The organism is Gabonibacter chumensis (genome assembly GCF_024741215.1).
In the GTDB taxonomy this organism is placed as follows: Bacteria; Bacteroidota; Bacteroidia; order Bacteroidales; family Marinifilaceae; genus Gabonibacter; species Gabonibacter massiliensis.
Genome location: NZ_JANSKB010000003.1, coordinates 259,051 through 275,643, shown reverse-complemented (window position 1 = coordinate 275,643; position 16,593 = coordinate 259,051). Strand labels below are relative to the sequence as shown.

The 16,593-nt window shown below is 41.6% G+C and carries 16 protein-coding genes and 1 pseudogene; 13 read left to right on the top strand and 4 right to left on the bottom strand.

Going from position 1 to position 16,593, the window contains the following annotated elements; translation table 11 throughout:
* Positions 1-20: 20 nt before the first annotated feature.
* The 4 genes from NVS78_RS10670 to pgl form a co-directional block, all read right to left on the bottom strand.
* Positions 21-3,284 carry a golvesin C-terminal-like domain-containing protein gene (locus NVS78_RS10670; protein WP_286359165.1) on the bottom strand — a complete coding sequence of 1,088 codons (3,264 nt, stop codon included), beginning with the start codon at positions 3,282-3,284 and terminating at the stop codon, positions 21-23.
* Between the two features lie 160 nt (positions 3,285-3,444).
* Positions 3,445-3,855, bottom strand: coding sequence for an immunoglobulin domain-containing protein (locus NVS78_RS10665; protein WP_286359164.1), 411 nt, complete (start codon positions 3,853-3,855; stop codon positions 3,445-3,447).
* 303 nt (positions 3,856-4,158) lie between these two features.
* On the bottom strand, positions 4,159-4,587 hold the full coding sequence (gene mscL / locus NVS78_RS10660) for a large-conductance mechanosensitive channel protein MscL (protein ID WP_286359163.1): 429 nt from the start codon (positions 4,585-4,587) through the stop codon (positions 4,159-4,161).
* 154 nt (positions 4,588-4,741) lie between these two features.
* Complete coding sequence (gene pgl, locus NVS78_RS10655) at positions 4,742-5,437, bottom strand: 6-phosphogluconolactonase (RefSeq protein WP_286359162.1); 696 nt, start codon at positions 5,435-5,437, stop codon at positions 4,742-4,744.
* Positions 5,438-5,728: 291 nt separating this feature from the next.
* Here pgl and NVS78_RS10650 point away from each other — a divergent pair, with 291 nt between their 5' ends.
* The 13 genes and pseudogenes from NVS78_RS10650 to atpF all read left to right on the top strand — a co-directional run bounded on the left by NVS78_RS10650 (position 5,729) and on the right by atpF (position 16,592).
* Positions 5,729-6,121, top strand: a complete 393-nt coding sequence (locus tag NVS78_RS10650) for a hypothetical protein (protein ID WP_286359161.1) — start codon at positions 5,729-5,731, stop codon at positions 6,119-6,121.
* A gap of 387 nt (positions 6,122-6,508) precedes the next feature.
* A pseudogene (locus NVS78_RS10645) lies at positions 6,509-7,309 on the top strand (MotA/TolQ/ExbB proton channel family protein); the annotation flags it as partial.
* Between the two features lie 110 nt (positions 7,310-7,419).
* On the top strand, positions 7,420-8,022 hold the full coding sequence (locus NVS78_RS10640) for an ExbD/TolR family protein (protein WP_041502126.1): 603 nt from the start codon (positions 7,420-7,422) through the stop codon (positions 8,020-8,022).
* 21 nt (positions 8,023-8,043) lie between these two features.
* Entirely contained in the window at positions 8,044-8,715 is a 672-nt protein-coding gene (locus NVS78_RS10635; protein WP_041502125.1) for an ExbD/TolR family protein, read from the top strand.
* A gap of 3 nt (positions 8,716-8,718) precedes the next feature.
* Positions 8,719-9,543, top strand: a complete 825-nt coding sequence (locus NVS78_RS10630) for an energy transducer TonB (protein WP_041502124.1) — start codon at positions 8,719-8,721, stop codon at positions 9,541-9,543.
* A 3-nt stretch (positions 9,544-9,546) separates the two neighbouring features.
* Complete coding sequence (locus tag NVS78_RS10625) at positions 9,547-10,491, top strand: PstS family phosphate ABC transporter substrate-binding protein (protein ID WP_041502123.1); 945 nt, start codon at positions 9,547-9,549, stop codon at positions 10,489-10,491.
* A gap of 27 nt (positions 10,492-10,518) precedes the next feature.
* On the top strand, positions 10,519-12,171 hold the full coding sequence (locus NVS78_RS10620) for a tetratricopeptide repeat protein (RefSeq protein ID WP_286359160.1): 1,653 nt from the start codon (positions 10,519-10,521) through the stop codon (positions 12,169-12,171).
* A 179-nt stretch (positions 12,172-12,350) separates the two neighbouring features.
* The gene (locus tag NVS78_RS10615) at positions 12,351-12,743 is read left to right on the top strand and encodes a hypothetical protein (protein WP_041502121.1); all 393 of its coding nucleotides are present in this window, start codon (positions 12,351-12,353) and stop codon (positions 12,741-12,743) included.
* Positions 12,744-12,870: 127 nt separating this feature from the next.
* Positions 12,871-14,376 (top strand): F0F1 ATP synthase subunit beta, encoded by a 1,506-nt coding sequence (gene atpD / locus NVS78_RS10610; RefSeq protein ID WP_041502120.1) that lies wholly within the window; start codon positions 12,871-12,873, stop codon positions 14,374-14,376.
* Between the two features lie 26 nt (positions 14,377-14,402).
* The gene (atpC, locus tag NVS78_RS10605) at positions 14,403-14,639 is read left to right on the top strand and encodes an ATP synthase F1 subunit epsilon (RefSeq protein ID WP_041502223.1); all 237 of its coding nucleotides are present in this window, start codon (positions 14,403-14,405) and stop codon (positions 14,637-14,639) included.
* A gap of 4 nt (positions 14,640-14,643) precedes the next feature.
* Entirely contained in the window at positions 14,644-15,759 is a 1,116-nt protein-coding gene (atpB, locus tag NVS78_RS10600; RefSeq protein WP_082027553.1) for a F0F1 ATP synthase subunit A, read from the top strand.
* Between the two features lie 70 nt (positions 15,760-15,829).
* Positions 15,830-16,084 (top strand): ATP synthase F0 subunit C, encoded by a 255-nt coding sequence (gene atpE, locus NVS78_RS10595; protein ID WP_041502119.1) that lies wholly within the window; start codon positions 15,830-15,832, stop codon positions 16,082-16,084.
* Between the two features lie 10 nt (positions 16,085-16,094).
* On the top strand, positions 16,095-16,592 hold the full coding sequence (atpF, locus tag NVS78_RS10590; RefSeq protein ID WP_041502118.1) for a F0F1 ATP synthase subunit B: 498 nt from the start codon (positions 16,095-16,097) through the stop codon (positions 16,590-16,592).
* Position 16,593: the final 1 nt, after the last annotated feature.

The following is a 16,593-nucleotide window of genomic DNA, read 5'->3' as shown; positions in this document are numbered from 1 at the left end:
AGATAATTTAATCTCGAGGATTATTCTTTCACTTTCACCCACTTTACGGCGTCAGCCACAAGCCCCTGGCGGAAGTCTTTAGTTAAGGTCTTGTCGCTTAATGTTACCCGGGCGTTTTTCGAAAAATCGAACGTTCCTAAGGATACCCAACTCCCTTCTTCCTCCTTGCCTAAGCAAGCTATGACTTCATGCTCTTTTTTACCGTCGAAAACGGTATAGGAACGTAATATCTTTAGATTTTCAGGTACACCCATGGTAAAAAAATCTGAGTCACCGAATTCCGTGTAGTAAAAGAATACCTCGTATTTTCCCTCTTGCGGTAAGGTGACGTTCCACTCCACTTTTTGCTTACCGGAACCGACTATTTTATAATATGCACTTTTCACGGGGAAGCCATAAAAATGTTTTTGAATAGTAAGAATCCAGGTATTCCCCGTGAAAAATTCATGATATTTTTCATGTTTCTTTTCTTTTCGGAATAAAGAGGCGATAAAACTCTCCGGTTTTACCACCTTGAACCCGGGATCTTCATTGTCCACGATAATTTCATTCTCTTTCTTGTCCGCGGGGAACATGGACGCATCTAATTTAAAGACTCCGGTAGTCGTGTCCACGTTGGCGTTTCCCGGATCTTCTGTTTTGAAACGTACAATAGCGGGAATATTTTGAGCCAAAGGTGTTTGCAGAATATTTCCATAATATCGCTGTCCCCGGACCCGTATTTCCCTTCCCTCGCGTGGCGGGATAATCCACCCTTTGTGTTCTCCCGTTTTGATTAGTCCGGGCACGTCACTCCGGTTAAATACCTTGAAGCTATACAAACTATAGGGTGTGTTTGTTTCCGTGATCTTCATGACTCGTACATCCCGCACATCGAGTAAGGGCAATCGATTCGTGTTGTACCAATTCTCCACGAGGGAATCTAACCGGAATCCGAACGTATCGTTAAACCGCCGGAAAAACTCACTCGAGGTGGTTTCCTGAAAAAGGTTATTCTTGGCAAAGTCCAAATAAAATTCTTGAAACTGTTCTTCTTCCACCCGTAACATGATGTATGCCCATAGTTCCTCGCTTTTTTTACGGATGATACTTCCTAACCTGCCCGAGGATAATTCTTTATCGTGTAGGGCATCTTTTAAATTTTTGCCGTTCAGGTACTCGGCAGCGAGGTAATCGTCCATCGGGGATGAGTTATTGTCTTTGAAATCTCCACGTGCCACGTTGGTTAAAATATCGTGAATGATCGGGTATTTGCGGGAGGAAATAAACATTGTTTTTCCGCTGAGCATAGGCTTCACGTCATAACTGCCGTTCTGCTTGATAAATTCAATATCCAGGTTTAACCAGAAATTTGCTGTATCTCTGTCTGTCATTTCTTTAGTAGGTTCTGAAGAACGAATTTTTAGTGAGTATTTTTTTTCCGGTACGAATACTATTCCTCCCTGTACCCGCTCTCCGGTCAATCGCATGATCCCGGGAAAGCAATGAAAGTTACAGGGTACCTCCACGAGCAAGAACCAGCGGTAGGGGTATTTTTGTGTCGGGTCATAGTTATTCTTTTGCCCCAAGGAAGATCTTTTCTTAGATTCGGCAGTTCGTATACATTCGCTTTCAAAAGTTACTTCCTTGATGCTTTTTAATTCCTCTCTTAAGTCTTCTACCGGAAAATCGTCGTGTTTCTCTACAAGATAGTCGTGCCGGGGCAGGTAATATAGTGTCATACGGGTTGAATCTACAGTGATCGTCCGTTTCTTGTAGTTCCCGATACACAGGCTGATACCCGGCATGTCATGGTCGAGGGAGAATATGGTCTCTCCTTCCTTTTCCTTTATGGTACTTCCTTGCGAGATAGCGGTCAACCGGGGATCGTGTTCCACCCGTAACGAGTAACGGGAGAAATTGACGTTCCTGATCCCGGTTTCCCCGTACGGTGGCACGCACACCGGGTACCAGATACACTCCGGTGTAAGCAGCTTGTACCCCTTCCCGCAGAAAGCAGGCGTGTAACCGAAGCGGTATATACCGATATTATTTATCGCCGGGGAATGGTATTTTTCCGAGTCCGTATCTAAAAAGCAGATATCGTTCTCGATGTTTCCCTCGTAATCGATAGTTGCCTCGACCTTTTCCCCGGGTTTTAACTCTTTACCCGTGATGATAGCTTGCTGTTTCCTTTTGAAAGAGGCCGTTTGCCCGTCTATCTCGAGGGAGTTGACTTTGAGTCCCGGGTTGAGATAGATGACGAGAGGTATTGCTTTCGCGTTTCTGTTCTCGATATCCATCCTGCTGTTTACCTCGATATTGCCGTTTTTTTTCTCTTTCACGTGCAAGTCATTCCGAACGATTCTCGCGGCCGGGAGTTTCCCGTGTTCCTCGTACACTCGCTTGTAGGCTTCCCTGTGATTGTCAATTGCCCCGTAACGGGAGGTGAACACGATCGCCAGTCCGCAAGCTAATATAAACATAGCGAATGCAACGTTCAGGCTTTTTTTGAAGGTTTTCCGGTAATTGGGAATTCTGGGGTATGGAATAATCGACAAGGCGAGGAACCCGATACCCGTCAGCAGGATAAAACTTCTTTGCAACAGGTAGTTTCCCAAGTTCACGTGTCCCGTGAAATCGGAAAACATATTGGGGATATAGCTGGCGCACGGGTCGAACATGCCGTTAAACCAATCGGCACCATAATAACCAATGGTACCAAGCAAGAGGAGTAAAATCATCAAACTTAGTCCTTGTTGACGAACGAACCGGGTCACGAGGTAGGAGATGCCGAGGAAGTAAACCAAGGCCGGTAGGTTAAACGTGAGCCAATAAAAGAGATAGAGTGCCAAGTCAAAAGAGCGGGGATAAAAAATGGCGTTGATGAGTATGGAAATGGCGAACACGGTAAAGTTCACCACGGTAAAGAGAAGCCATTTCCCTAAAAAACTTCCGATCACGATATCGCCATTTTCGAGCGGGTGGGTGTGTAAGGTTTCTTTGGCTCTGAACCTGGTGGTTCTCGAGTCGTTAACGATAAAACCGATGACGAAGAACAATTGAACGATGTTAAAATAATAAGCCGTCTTGTAAGGGATGGAGGAGGGTAAGGTTTGTGATACCCAGACCATGGAGAACCGGAACAAATCTTCTATCGAGTTGATACCATTTTCGAACAGGGGAGTGAACTGGTAGACAACGAATCCCGTGATAGATAGAATTGTAAATATTTTGAAAAGGATATTCCTGCGGGAACATTTAAACTCGTACACGGCCTCGATAAAAATATTGTTCTTGTTCATAACGTTGTTTTTGATTTTTATAAAACTACAGATAAGTTCTGAAATATATGCAGAAGATATAAGGAATTAATAGTCTTTTTTAGATTGTTCCGATTTTTGCATTTCGGAACAATCTTTTTAAAGAACGTGGTAGGAAATTAAATTTAACCTCATCTCGTAATTAATTCTCTGTAACTGTTAATTTGCATGTCGCAGATGTTAAACCATAATCGTTTAATGCTTTTATCTCGTATACTCCTGCATGTTCTACTTTTGTGTCTTTGATGACAATGGCTACAATATTTTGATTTGTAGTTATTGTGACCCAAGGTGCCTTGTTGATAAATTCGCCATCATGATAAACGGCAACTTTGATAGGATAGGTTCCAGTAATTTGAGTTGTAATGGTAGTAACAGCACCTTCTTTAACCGTAATATCTTTGGGAGGAATAGAAAATTCTGGCGGTCCCGATGTTGCAGTAGAAGAGAGAGTTTCCATAAAAACAAGACTACTTGCCGCCTTTACTTCCTCTTTATAATTCCCGCTAAGAGTTATAAATAACATCATGATAAGTAAAATTTTCTTTTTCATAGCTAATCATTCAGGTTGTTAATTTATTTCTATAAATTAAAAACAAAATAATTATATATGCAAATATTTGCAGTATTTTACTGTAATATTGTTCATGATTGTTGCCAATAAAACTTATTGTTGTTTTGATATTGTGTTATCTGTTCCCTGTACGATCGTGTGGATCGTGTATGGAAAGGGAGGTTGGTCGCTACCAGGGGAGGAGTTGTGTTGGATCGTAGAAAGAAAAAACAATGGATACCTAAAAAAATACTGACCTTGTTTATAAAGATCAGTATTTTGTTGTAATGATAGGATGGAAATTTATTTTATCTCTTTTTCTTTTAAAAGGTCCCGGATTTCGGTTAATAACTGGATATCGGCAGGAGGAGCGGGAGGTGTTGCGGGAGCTTCTTCTTTCTTTTGAGATAGCTTGCTGATTACCTTTATAAGGATAAATATAGAAAAGGCAATGATTATAAAATCGATGACTACCTGTATAAAATTGCCGTAAGTTAAGGCTACTTCCGGGGAGATAATTTGCCCGTTATCGATAACAGCTTGTTTTAAGACTATTTTCAAATGGGAAAAATTGACCCCTCCCAATGCCAATCCGATGGCAGGCATTAAAATATCGCCGACCAACGAGGATACTATTTTGCCAAAGGCGCCTCCGATGATGATACCGACAGCCATATCCACCACATTTCCACGCATGGCAAAAGCTTTGAATTCTTGTAATACTTTTTTCATTTCGTTTTGTTTTTAGATGTTATTCATGTATATCGTTTGTATGTTTTATTTTGTTCTACTTAAATGATGCGGGATTACTGAAAACGACATGATTTTTAACCGATAAATTATTTTTCCGGTTCATATGATTTCCCTAAATTTTTCCTGTCGTATATTATATGATTTGATCCGTGTATATACAAGCGTTATGAGCCTTTGAAAGGATATAAAGAGCCGGAAAATCTCCTTCTCCGCGAACAATGTGTTCCATGATCTCCTTTTTTTCGGGGCCGAAGATAGGAACTAAAATATGTTTTCCTTGTAAAATGAGAGGACCGGTCATGCTAATTCGTTTTTGTCCGGTGGCAGGATGCTGGGATACCGCGTAACAACGGCGGTCCGTTAACAAGTTGGACGACTCCGGAAAGATGGAAGCCGTATGGCCGTCCGTACCGACGCCGAGAATGATGCAGTTGAAACGGGGAAGATCGGAATAACCGGGGAGTTCCCACTTAACCATTTCCGAGTAACGTTCCGCCTCGATATTGGGATCTTGTTCTCCCCAAATACGGTGAATGTGGTCTATGGGAATTTCCAAAGGACGGAAAAGAAGTTGTTCGGCGTGCTTAAAGTTACTTCCATCATCATCTGGGGCCACGCATCTCTCGTCTACCCAATAGAAACGAAGAATATCCCAGGGAATGCGTTCTTTGTACTCTTTTGTCCATATTTTGAATAATGTTTGTGCCGTTTTGCCGCCGGATAACGCGATATGAAACGGATTTACCCGGCTTTGTCCGATAATAGAGATGAGTTCTTCACTCAGTGAACGTAAGGCCTCTTCAGTTGTAGTTAAAGTTTCTATTTTCATGTTCCATACGATTTATTTCCATGATTTAGGTAACGCAAGTTATGTTTTATTCGTGATTAAAACAAGGGTTGTTACATCTTAATGCATTAAAATGACCTGTTGCCGAATGGAATGAGTAGGTTGGTAACGTTAACTTTTTGATTTATTAATCGTATAAGAAAATTAAGATATGATAGGTAAACAAAAAATATAGATTAATGTAAATCATTGTCAAATTCAAAATTTATTTGTCAAAAAGATTTTTTTTTGAGAATAATATTTCTTAATTTTGAATGTAATTAATATGAAAAAATGAGAAAGATATTGTTGAAATATGTCTCGCTGTCCATGCTTTTGTTTCTGTTTGGCACGGGACTGTTCGGTTTGAATTCCGATAGAGGGGGTGTTGCGGGGAAAGAGATATGCACGGAAGGAGAGAGGGATGATTCAACGCTTTCGACGGCAGAAATAGACCACGGTTGGGCTATAGAGCGATCTCTCGTTTTTTCTCAACAAGAAATTTCTTTTAGTGGTAATCGGGAACATATATCCCTATTATACTATCGGAATATTCAACTTTCTTCTTTAAAAATAGATGTAGCTTTATCGGAGAAAATTCTTTCACAAGAGAATTTTAATACTCTTCTTGAACTTCGACACCAAGAAGGTTTCTATGTCTATCAGCTCTGTAAAATAATAATTTAGCCTACCGTTATTTCTCTGTTCTGACCGATTTGCATTTACAGGGTTAGGTGTAAAGGGTAATGAATGAATGGGTCGATAAGGTTCATTCCGGAACAGGTTTCCCGTGGCATTGATACCTCATCCGGGTATCGAATTGTATCCCCTATGCTTGTGGGTAATTGTAATTGGCATTTCGTGTATTGGAGAGAAAACGGAGAGTCCCGTTTCTGTATTTCACGAAGGGTAACTGTTTTATGTTTTTTAATAAGTAATTATACCATGGAAAAGAAGAAGTTACGCGGGGAATTGGTCCTGCGAAAGTTATATCCGTTTCTTGTGATGGGAGTTGTCTTTGGGTTGGTTTTTTTAGCGTTATATCTGGCATTGTAATATATAAAATTTGAAATTATGAAAAAGAGTAAAAATGTAAATAAAGGAAAAAGGAATTTTGGAATATCCGCGTTTCCGATTATTGTTCTTTGTTTTGCTTTAGCTTTGGTCATCTATCATTTCGTGTTCGGTAATCCTGCAAATTTTGTGAACAATGATCCGAATAATCATCCCTTACCTGGAAATTTGTTAGGAACTGTTTATAAAGGAGGTGTAATCGTTCCTGTAATTCAGACTCTATTATTTACCGTATTGACGTTAAGTGTGGAACGTTTTTTTGCTTTGCGCAAGGCAAGGGGTAAAAATGATTTGAAACAGTTTGTAATAAGAGTGAAGCAATCTCTGGCGGATGGAGATATCGAGGGGGTAAAAGCTTTGTGTGACGAACAGAAAGGAGCCGTTGCTAACGTAATACGGGCATCCTTGGTAACTTATGCCGATGTGAAGGCGAACGATAAAATGCTTAAGGAGGAGAAACAGTTGGCCGTGAGGAAAGACCTGGAAGAGGCGACGATGCTGGAGTTACCTACCATGGAGCAGAATTTACCCGTTATCGCGACGATAACCACGTTGGGGACCTTGATGGGGTTGTTGGGAACCGTCATCGGAATGATCAAATCGTTTGCGGCTTTGTCGTCTGCCGGGGGAACGGATTCCATTGCACTTTCAACAGGTATCTCGGAAGCTTTGGTAAATACGGCTTTTGGTATAGCCACGGGAGCTTGTGCGGTTATCGCTTATAACTTTTACACGAGTAAAATAGATGGCATTACGCATAGTATTGATGAAATAGGGGCTTATATCGTGCAAACTTTTGCCGTTCGCGAATCGCAAGTGAACGTTTTGAAAAAGACGGGAAATCGGGTCGCTCCGACGACCGATCCGCTTTTAGCATAAATGAATACGAAAACCGTTAAAATGAATGGGTGATGAGTCAGAAAATAAAAAAGAAATCGACACTTATCGATATGACGGCCATGAGCGATGTGACGGTCTTATTGTTGACATTCTTTATGCTGACATCCACTTTTATCCAGAAGGAGCCCGTGAAGGTTGCTCCTCCGCAGTCCGTATCGGAAATAAAGATACCGGAAAACAATATTGTATCCATATTGATCGAATCGAATGGAAAGGTATTTATGGGTTTGGATAAACCTCAGGATCGGATGGAAGTTTTAAAGAAAATGGGAGAAAATTATCATATCGCTTTTACTGATCAGGAGTTGAAAAAATTTAGTTTGAATACTTCTTTTGGGGTTCCTATTCAAGGAATGAAACAATTTCTTGCGTTATCTCCGGAAGAGCAGGATAAGCTGATCATGAATTACGGCATACCGTGTGACAGTACGGATAATCAATTTAAGACCTGGATGCAATGCGTGCGGGAAGTAAATAAAGAGTTAGTCATTGCGATTAAGGCGGATCAAAGTACTCCTTATCCTTTGATTAAAGATATCATGAATACCCTTCAGGATCTAAGAGAGAATCGGTATAATTTGATTACCAATTTGAAGAATGCACCTGAAGTCTGAGCAATTTTAAAATAAAAAATTATGGCAGAGATTCAACAAAAAGAGGAGGGTGGCAGAAAAAAGGGTAAACAGAAAAAGTTCAACATTCATGTGGATTTTACACCCATGGTGGATATGAATATGTTACTGATTACTTTTTTCATGCTATGTACCTCCATGAGTAAACCTCAGACAATGGAAATCAGTATGCCTCGGAAGGATTTATTGAATGAACAGGAGCAAAATAAAGTGAAAGCTTCTAAGGCCATAACGATTTTATTAGGGAAAGAGGGTAAGGTATATTATTACGTGGGGGAGCCGAATTATGATGATCCCGATTTGTTGAAAGAGACGGATTTTTCTTCCAACGGATTACGTGCTTTATTGTTGGGACGTAATCGGTTCGTGGTTCAAAAGATTCGGGAGCTGAAACAGAAAAGAGCCAACCTGGAGATTACGAATGAAGAGTATATGAAGCAGTCTTCAGAGATCCGGAAAGATAAAGATTCTCCCGTGGTATTGATTAAAGCGACAGATTTTGCCAGTTATAAGAATCTGATAGATGCTTTGGACGAGATGCAGATTTGCAATATAGGGCGTTACGCTATTATGGATATTACTCCCGGCGATTTGCGTTTATTGCAGGATTTGACGCATGATGGGTATGCGGAAGATTTGAAAGAAGTTGTTCGTTATGTAGAATTAAAACAATAGGTTATGGCGAAAGATTTGGATGTAACCTGCGGAGAATGGTGTGATCTGATCTTCGAAGGAAAAAATAAAGAGTACGGGGCTTACGTGCTTCGTAAGAGTTCTTCCAGACGCCATATTACGGCATACCTGATTATTATCGGGTTGATCGTGTTGTTTATGGTATTGCCGATTTTTATTCGTTTTTTAACACCGGTGAAGGCTCAGGAGAAAATGGTTACGGTAACTGAGTTGTCGAATTTGAAGATGGAATTACCGGAGGTAAAGGAAGAAAATAAGGTGGTTGCGGTAAATGTCCCGCCTCCTCCCACGTTGAAGAGCACGATAAAATTTACGGCTCCGGTAATTAAAAAAGATGAAGAGGTGAGGGAGGAAGACGAGTTGAAAACTCAGGAGGAAGTAACTCAGGCGAAGATGGCGATCTCGATAGCGGACGTAAAGGGAAACGATGAGGAGTCCGGAAAGGATATTGCCGATTTGGAGGATCATAAATTAGTCGTGAATGATGAAGATGCTGTTTTCCAGGTGGTCGAACAGAGTCCGACATTTCCCGGTGGGATGAAAGCTTTGTTGAAATGGCTCGGTAAAGAGATTCATTATCCGCCGGTAGCAGAAGAGATGGGAATTTCCGGTAAGGTAATCGTTCAGTTCGTGATCGGAAAGGACGGGAGTGTCAGGGATGTCGAGGTGTTGCGTTCCGTGGATGCAGATTTGGATAAGGAAGCCATACGGGTAGTTAAGAAAATGCCGAAATGGATTCCCGGAAAACAACAAGGTGTGCCTGTTTCTGTACGATTCACGTTGCCGATCACGTTTAAAATTCAACGGTGATTTATGAAAAAATGGAGTAACTATACCGGGTTCGTTTTTGTTTTGCTGCTGATGGTTGCCTGTAAAGGCAACTCGTCGGCGGGACAGGAAACCTTGTTTAGCGGCGTAATGTCCATAGCTGTCGACCAAACTCTTGCTCCGCTTGCGGAGGAGGAGATAGCCGTTTTCGAATCGCGATACCAATACGCGGGAATACTACCTGAATATACGAATGAAGTAGAAGCGATCAATCTTTTATTGAAGGATAGCGTGCGTTTTGTTATAGCAACCCGTCCTTTATCGGGGGAGGAAACGGAATCGTTTCATAGCCGTAAATTTTTCCCGCGATCGATAAAAATCGCCACGGACGGGATTGCCTTGATCGTACATAGACAAAATGCCGATTCGATTGTCAATTTGGATATGTTACAACAGATCTTTTCAGGAAAAGTGACGGATTGGAAAGAGCTCCCTTCCCGTTCCGCATCGGGAGAGATCCAGGTCGTATTTGATCACCCGAATTCCAGTACGGTTCGATACGTGATCGATTCCATATGCCGGGGAGAACCGTTGTCCGGTCGTTGCCGGGCAGCCGGGACGAATCAGCGAGTCATAGATTATGTCGCACGTACACCGGGTGCTTTAGGGGTAATCGGGGTTAATTGGATTAGCGAAGACCAGGACTCTCTTTGCAAAGATTTTAGGAAGGATATTCAGGTTATGCGTGTTAGTCGTTCTCGACAACCTTCTTGTCAAAACAGTTATCAACCTTACCAGTATTATCTCTATACCGGTCAATATCCGTTGAGAAGAGATATCTATATTTTGTTGAATGATCCCAAGGGGGTTTTACCGACCGGATTGACCTCCTTCATTACGGGAGCTCAGGGCCAGAGAATTATTTTGAAGGCCGGATTGTTACCGGCCACGATGCCTGTGAATATCGTGGATATAAGAAGTGAATTGTGAAATTGATGGATAAAAAAATGTAAAGTCATGGACTCGATAAAATTGATAGGATGTATAGGTTTGTTATTTGCCGGATTATGCGGAAAGGCGGCGGACAATAAAGAGGGTATTGAGTTATATCAATCAGGGATGTATGATGTCTCTAAAATCTATTTTTTGAAAAATTTGGAAACCATAGTTCCGGAACAAAAGATGGAGGCGTATTATTATTTGGGTGAAAATTACGTGATGTTAGGGCAAATCGATTCCGCGCGAATTTATTTCGAAAAGGGGATGGAAATTCAACCGGAATATCCTTATAATCGTATAGGGATTGGCATGTTAAAATTGAAAGAGGCGGAGGAAGAGGCGGAGGATATTTTTAAAGAAGTTCTTAAAACCAAAGGATATAAAAAAGATGTCCGTTTACAGGTGGCGTTGGCCCGGGCTTATTATTATGCCGGTAATAGGGAAAAAGCGATGGAATATATACAACAAGCCAAGGAGTATGATGCTGAAAGCGGATTACCCTATTTATTGGAGGGAGATATTTTGACAAAAGAGGGCCGTATCGGAGAGGCTTGTGCAAAATACGACATGGTTCTTTATTTTTCTCCGGATTGCATAGGAGCTTACCTCAAATTGGCTCGGTTATATATGACGGCCAATTCATCGCTTTCAAAGGAAAACTTGAATCACGTGAAGGAGATGGCTCCTGACTTTTGCGGAACGTATGGTCTGCTTGGCGAGCTGTATGAGATGTCCGGCGACTATAGTAATGCGGCGAAGTATTATGGCGAATTTATTCGTTGCGGGTATAGCGATTCGGGTCATAGGTTACGTTATGCGGGAATCCTTTATTTTAACAAACAATACGAAGAGATGTTTCCGGTAATCAATTCGGTCTTAAAAGAGTTGCCGGATAATAAAGTGGCCAAGAGGTTGTATGCTTATTGTCTATCGAAACTGGAGACGGATGCCAACGGGATAGATGCTATCCGGCATTTTATGGAAACGACTTCCGAAAATGAATGCATCGCGCAGGATTTTTTGTGCTATGCCGAGCAATTAGCATCAGTAGAACGTTATGATGATGCTCTCTCTTATTACGAAAAAGCATTGCTTAAGGATGAGACGAAAAGAGAGCTTTACCGGGAGATGATGGATATATGTATAAAAACAAGGCAACCGGATCGGGCCATTCGTTATTACCGAAAATATACGGAAACGACGGATAACTGCGAACCCGGGGATGTGTTGCGATTGGGAAAATGTTTTTATGACGTGGCATGTCGGGACTCCGTTGCGGAATCTCGAAATAGAGAGTTGATGGTAGCTGATTCTTTATTCCATATCGTGAGCGAAGAGGTGCCGCAAAGTTATGTCGGCTATTTTTGGCGTGCCCGGGCGAATTCCATGTTAGATCCGGAGACGGCAAAAGGTTTGGCCCGTCCTTATTATGAAAAAGTGATTGAAATTGCTTTGGGACAGCCGGAACGTAATAAAAAAGAGCTGATAGAGAGTTATAAGTATTTGGGATACTATTATTATTTGCAAGCGGATGCCATTACGGCTAAAAATAATGGCAATCCCTTACCGGCTAAAACGGAATATGATACTGCAAAATCCTATTTTTATAAGGTGGTCGGGCTCGATCCTTCGGATGAGGTTGCCAAGCAAGCATTGGAACAGATCAAATAGAATCCTGCCGGGAAAACGGAAGGTAATAAAAGATGTCTTTTTCTCCTGATGTAAAGATTGCCTCCGTTTTCCGATTCTACGCGGCCTGTGGTGGGTTGCGTTGGAAGATATGGCTTTTTATTTGAAATATGTTGTAATAATTCAAAATTGGCATTATCTTTGATAGTGTATGAGTAGTTATGCAAAGATTGATTTGGATTATATTGATTTTATCGGTGTCCCTGAGTGTCGGGGCAAAACCTTTCCAGAAAGCTATTTATGAGGGAGAGGAGGAAATTTCAATTGTTTCCGAGGATTGTCAGACGAGTTTTTCTTTGCCTGTAACAGTTGATAAATTAATGAATGTTTACGATTGGATAGGAAATTCGTTTGTTTTGACGCCTACTGTTGATTTGCCTGCTGAATCCGAGTTTCAAAAGGGCAAACGGTCTGATCCTTTTGCGAGGAGTAACCGTCAAACGATGATCGCTTTTTTGAGATGTACCGACAGTTACCGGAAGATAGGGGGGTATTTATTCGAGCGGCATATACAAGGATTTTATATCTATATGTTGAGTAAAATGATTATTTAGTTCTATTTGAGCCTATTAAATAGAGGATATTCCTGCCTTGTAATGTTAACGGTATTAGAATAATAACTTTTTTAGTTGAAATACGTTAACATATTGTTCTGAAGTTTAGAGATTTTAAATTGATGTTATGATACAGAAAATTGGGTATGTTACACAGGTAATCGGACCTGTTGTCGATGTTATCTTCGAAAATAAAGAAGGCGAATTACCACCGATTTATGAAGCGTTGGAGATTGAAAGAGATAACGGGCATAAGTTGATCGTGGAGGTTGAACAACACGTCGGAGAAAATACCGTACGTTGTGTTGCTATGGATACGACGGACGGTTTGTACCGGGGAATGAAAGCTATTGATTTGGGTAGGACTTTAACGATGCCTGTAGGGCGACAAATAAAAGGACGTTTGCTGAATGTCACGGGTGATGCCATTGATTACTTGGCTCCTTTAGACTATTCGGAAACGCTTTCTATCCATAGAGAGGCTCCTAAATTTGAAGATTTATCGATTAAGGAAGAATTTTTGTTTACGGGCATTAAGGTTATTGATTTGTTGGAACCTTACGCTAAAGGGGGAAAGATCGGATTGTTCGGCGGAGCGGGTGTGGGAAAAACGGTATTAATCATGGAGATGATCAATAATATAGCGAAGGGACATAATGGTTATTCTGTTTTTGCGGGAGTTGGGGAACGAACGCGGGAGGGAAACGATCTGTTACGGGAAATGATAGCATCGGGAGTTATTGACTATGGCGAAAAGTTTAAGAATGAGATGGAGGAGGGGAAATGGGATCTGAAGAGTGTGGATATGGAAAAAGTGAATCATTCTCAGGCGACTTTGGTTTTCGGACAAATGAATGAACCTCCCGGAGCTCGTTTAAGGGTAGCTCTCTCCGGATTGACGGTAGCGGAAATGTTTAGGGATTCAAACGAGGGAGGACGAGAAATCTTATTTTTCATTGACAATATATTTCGGTTTACTCAAGCAGGGTCCGAGGTTTCGGCCTTGTTGGGGCGGATGCCCTCTGCCGTGGGGTATCAGCCGACGTTGGCTTCCGAGATGGGTAAATTGCAAGAGCGGATTACATCTACAAAAAACGGATCGATCACTTCCATTCAGGCTATTTACGTTCCCGCAGACGATTTAACGGATCCGGCCCCGGCAACTACGTTTAATTTTTTGGATGCCACGACCGTATTAAGTCGTAAGATTACGGAATTGGGTATTTACCCTGCTGTTGATCCCTTGGAGTCCAGTTCTCGTATTTTGGATCCGAATATTGTAGGTGAAGAACATTATAATGTGGCTCAGCGGGTAATAGAGTTGTTGCAGCATTACAATGAATTACAGGATATTATTGCTATTTTGGGCGTGGACGAACTTTCGGATTCGGATAAAATTGTTGTCAACCGGGCGAGGCGGGCACAAAGGTTTCTTTCTCAGCCATTCCACGTTGCGGAACAATTTACGGGAATACCGGGAGTGATGGTTCCCCTGGAGGAAACCATTCGAGGCTTTAAGATGATTCTGGACGGTGATATGGATGAATATCCGGAACAAGCATTTATGAATGTGGGAACTATCGATGATGTGATAAAGAAAGGAAAAGAGATGATGGCAGCGGCCGAGAAGTAGAGGTTTTGTCGAGTAGAAAGGAGGGTATTATGAAATTGAAAATTATTTCTCCGGAAAAAGTAGTATATAAAGGCGAGGTGGAACGGGTCTCTTTGCCGGGAAGTCTGGGATTTTTTACCGTTTTAAAGGATCATGCTCCCTTGGTCTCCTCGTTGGTTGAAGGAAAAATTGTTTATTTAGAAGCAGAAGGAGAGAAAGAGATGGAGATCGAAAGCGGAGTGGTGGAAGTGCGAGATAACGAAGTGATTATTTGTATCGGTTAAGGTTATGAAAAAATGGATTACATATTTCGTGATGCTGTTTTTGTTTGCAGGGGGTATGAAGGTATATGCCCGCGAGAATCCGGAAGTACCGAACGATACTTTGGGAATCGCATCAAGAATGAGTACGGGCGATGAGATCGATCAGGAAGGAAAGAAAGATGTTTTCCAGCCTAAAAAGGTTATTTTTGAGCATTTGGGAGATACGTACGGGTGGGAAATTGCCAGCAATCTGAAATTACCTTTGCCTGTTATTGTAAGAGATGATACGGGTAAATGGCATGTATTCAGTTCGAAGCATATTGAGAAGGGAAAAAAACACGAGGGCTTTTATGTTGCCGGAGAAGGAAAATACGAGAATAAGGTAGTAGGCGAGGACGTTTCGGGTAATTTGTATCGGCCGATGGATTTTTCTATCACGAGAAATGTGATGTCGATTATTCTGACAGCCCTTTTAACCCTGTGGATGGCTTTTGCTTTGGTTCGTTTTTATAAACGAAAGAGATGGAAAGCTCCTCGTAAGATATTGGGATTCATTGAGATGATTATTGAGATGCTGTATCGGGAAGTTATTGTCGGGATACTGGGAGAAGAAGCTAAGCGTTATGCCTCTTATTTGTTGACCGTATTTTTCTTTATTTTCATAGCCAATATAGTGGGGATGATTGCCGTTTTTCCCGGGGGAGCTAATGTGACCGGAAATCTCTCGATTACGTTGGTATTGGCTTTATGTACTTTTGTTATCGTGAATGTATCGGGAACGAGGAGGTATTGGAAAGACGTTTTTTGGCCGGATGTACCGACTTGGCTGAAGTTTCCTCTTCCGATCATGCCTTTGATTGAAATATTCGGGGTATTCACGAAACCGGCCGCTCTGATGATCCGGCTTTTCGCCAATATGCTGGGAGGGCATTTGATTATCATTATTTTGATATCGTTGATATTCCTGTTCGGGGCCATGGGAAGCCTTGTGGTGGGTACGACGACAGTTTTATCCGTTTTTTTTGCCGTGTTTATGGATTTGATTCACGTGTTGATCGCTTTTATTCAGGCTTATGTGTTTATGATGCTTTCAGCCTTGTTTATAGGATTAGCCCGGGTAAAAAAGAGCAGTGACGAATGATCGAATGAAAACAGTTATGGGGTTGTGAAACGATAGATGAAATTAAGAATAAATTAAAAATGAAAAGGTTATGTTAAGTATGATTTTATTAGAAGCAGTAGCCAGCGTTGGTTTGGCAAAGATCGGAGCAGCAATTGGAGCGGGTATTGCGGCAATAGGGGCCGGTATAGGAATTGGAAAAATAGGTTCTTCTGCCATGGATGCCATCGCTCGTCAACCGGAATCAACCAATAAGATCAGAACCAATATGATTGTTATTGCCGCTTTGGTGGAGGGAGTTGCCCTATTTGCGATTATTGTTTGTTTATTGGCTTTATTTGTATAAACGTTAGATTATGTCGTTATTTACACCGGAATTCGGGTTGGCGTTTTGGATGCTGGTTGTTTTTTTGATCCTGTTGGGTATTCTCGGAAAGTTCGCTTGGCCGGTGATCATAAAAAACATGGAGGAACGGGCTGCTTTTATTGATAAAGGCGTGGAGTTCACCCGGGAAGCTCAAAAGGACAGGGAACAGGCGAAAGTCGATGCCCAAAAGTTGCTTGCCGAAGCGCAAAAGCAGCAATTGGAGGTGTTACAGCAAACAGAACGACTGAAACGGGAAAAAATAGAAGAGGCTCGTCAAGAAGCGGATAAGGAGGCTCGTCGGGTGGTGGAGGCGGCAAAATTGGCTGTAGAACAATCGAAGCGGGAAGCTGAATTGCAAATGCGAAGGCAAGTGGGGATACTTTCTCTTCAGATTGCGGAAAAGTTGGTACGAAGAGATTTGTCTACCGATAAGGCTCAGATGGAAATCATCGATAAGTTATTGAACGAGTTAGAGAATAAAGAGTAAA

Coding starts and splice junctions, on each gene's coding strand:
- NVS78_RS10670 (WP_286359165.1), bottom strand. CDS start 3,284: ATGAACAAGAACAATATTTTTATCGAGGCCGTGTACGAGTTTAAATGT.
- NVS78_RS10665 (WP_286359164.1), bottom strand. CDS start 3,855: ATGAAAAAGAAAATTTTACTTATCATGATGTTATTTATAACTCTTAGC.
- mscL (WP_286359163.1), bottom strand. CDS start 4,587: ATGAAAAAAGTATTACAAGAATTCAAAGCTTTTGCCATGCGTGGAAAT.
- pgl (WP_286359162.1), bottom strand. CDS start 5,437: ATGAAAATAGAAACTTTAACTACAACTGAAGAGGCCTTACGTTCACTG.
- NVS78_RS10650 (WP_286359161.1), top strand. CDS start 5,729: ATGAGAAAGATATTGTTGAAATATGTCTCGCTGTCCATGCTTTTGTTT.
- NVS78_RS10640 (WP_041502126.1), top strand. CDS start 7,420: ATGAGTCAGAAAATAAAAAAGAAATCGACACTTATCGATATGACGGCC.
- NVS78_RS10635 (WP_041502125.1), top strand. CDS start 8,044: ATGGCAGAGATTCAACAAAAAGAGGAGGGTGGCAGAAAAAAGGGTAAA.
- NVS78_RS10630 (WP_041502124.1), top strand. CDS start 8,719: ATGGCGAAAGATTTGGATGTAACCTGCGGAGAATGGTGTGATCTGATC.
- NVS78_RS10625 (WP_041502123.1), top strand. CDS start 9,547: ATGAAAAAATGGAGTAACTATACCGGGTTCGTTTTTGTTTTGCTGCTG.
- NVS78_RS10620 (WP_286359160.1), top strand. CDS start 10,519: ATGGACTCGATAAAATTGATAGGATGTATAGGTTTGTTATTTGCCGGA.
- NVS78_RS10615 (WP_041502121.1), top strand. CDS start 12,351: ATGCAAAGATTGATTTGGATTATATTGATTTTATCGGTGTCCCTGAGT.
- atpD (WP_041502120.1), top strand. CDS start 12,871: ATGATACAGAAAATTGGGTATGTTACACAGGTAATCGGACCTGTTGTC.
- atpB (WP_082027553.1), top strand. CDS start 14,644: ATGAAAAAATGGATTACATATTTCGTGATGCTGTTTTTGTTTGCAGGG.
- atpE (WP_041502119.1), top strand. CDS start 15,830: ATGTTAAGTATGATTTTATTAGAAGCAGTAGCCAGCGTTGGTTTGGCA.
- atpF (WP_041502118.1), top strand. CDS start 16,095: ATGTCGTTATTTACACCGGAATTCGGGTTGGCGTTTTGGATGCTGGTT.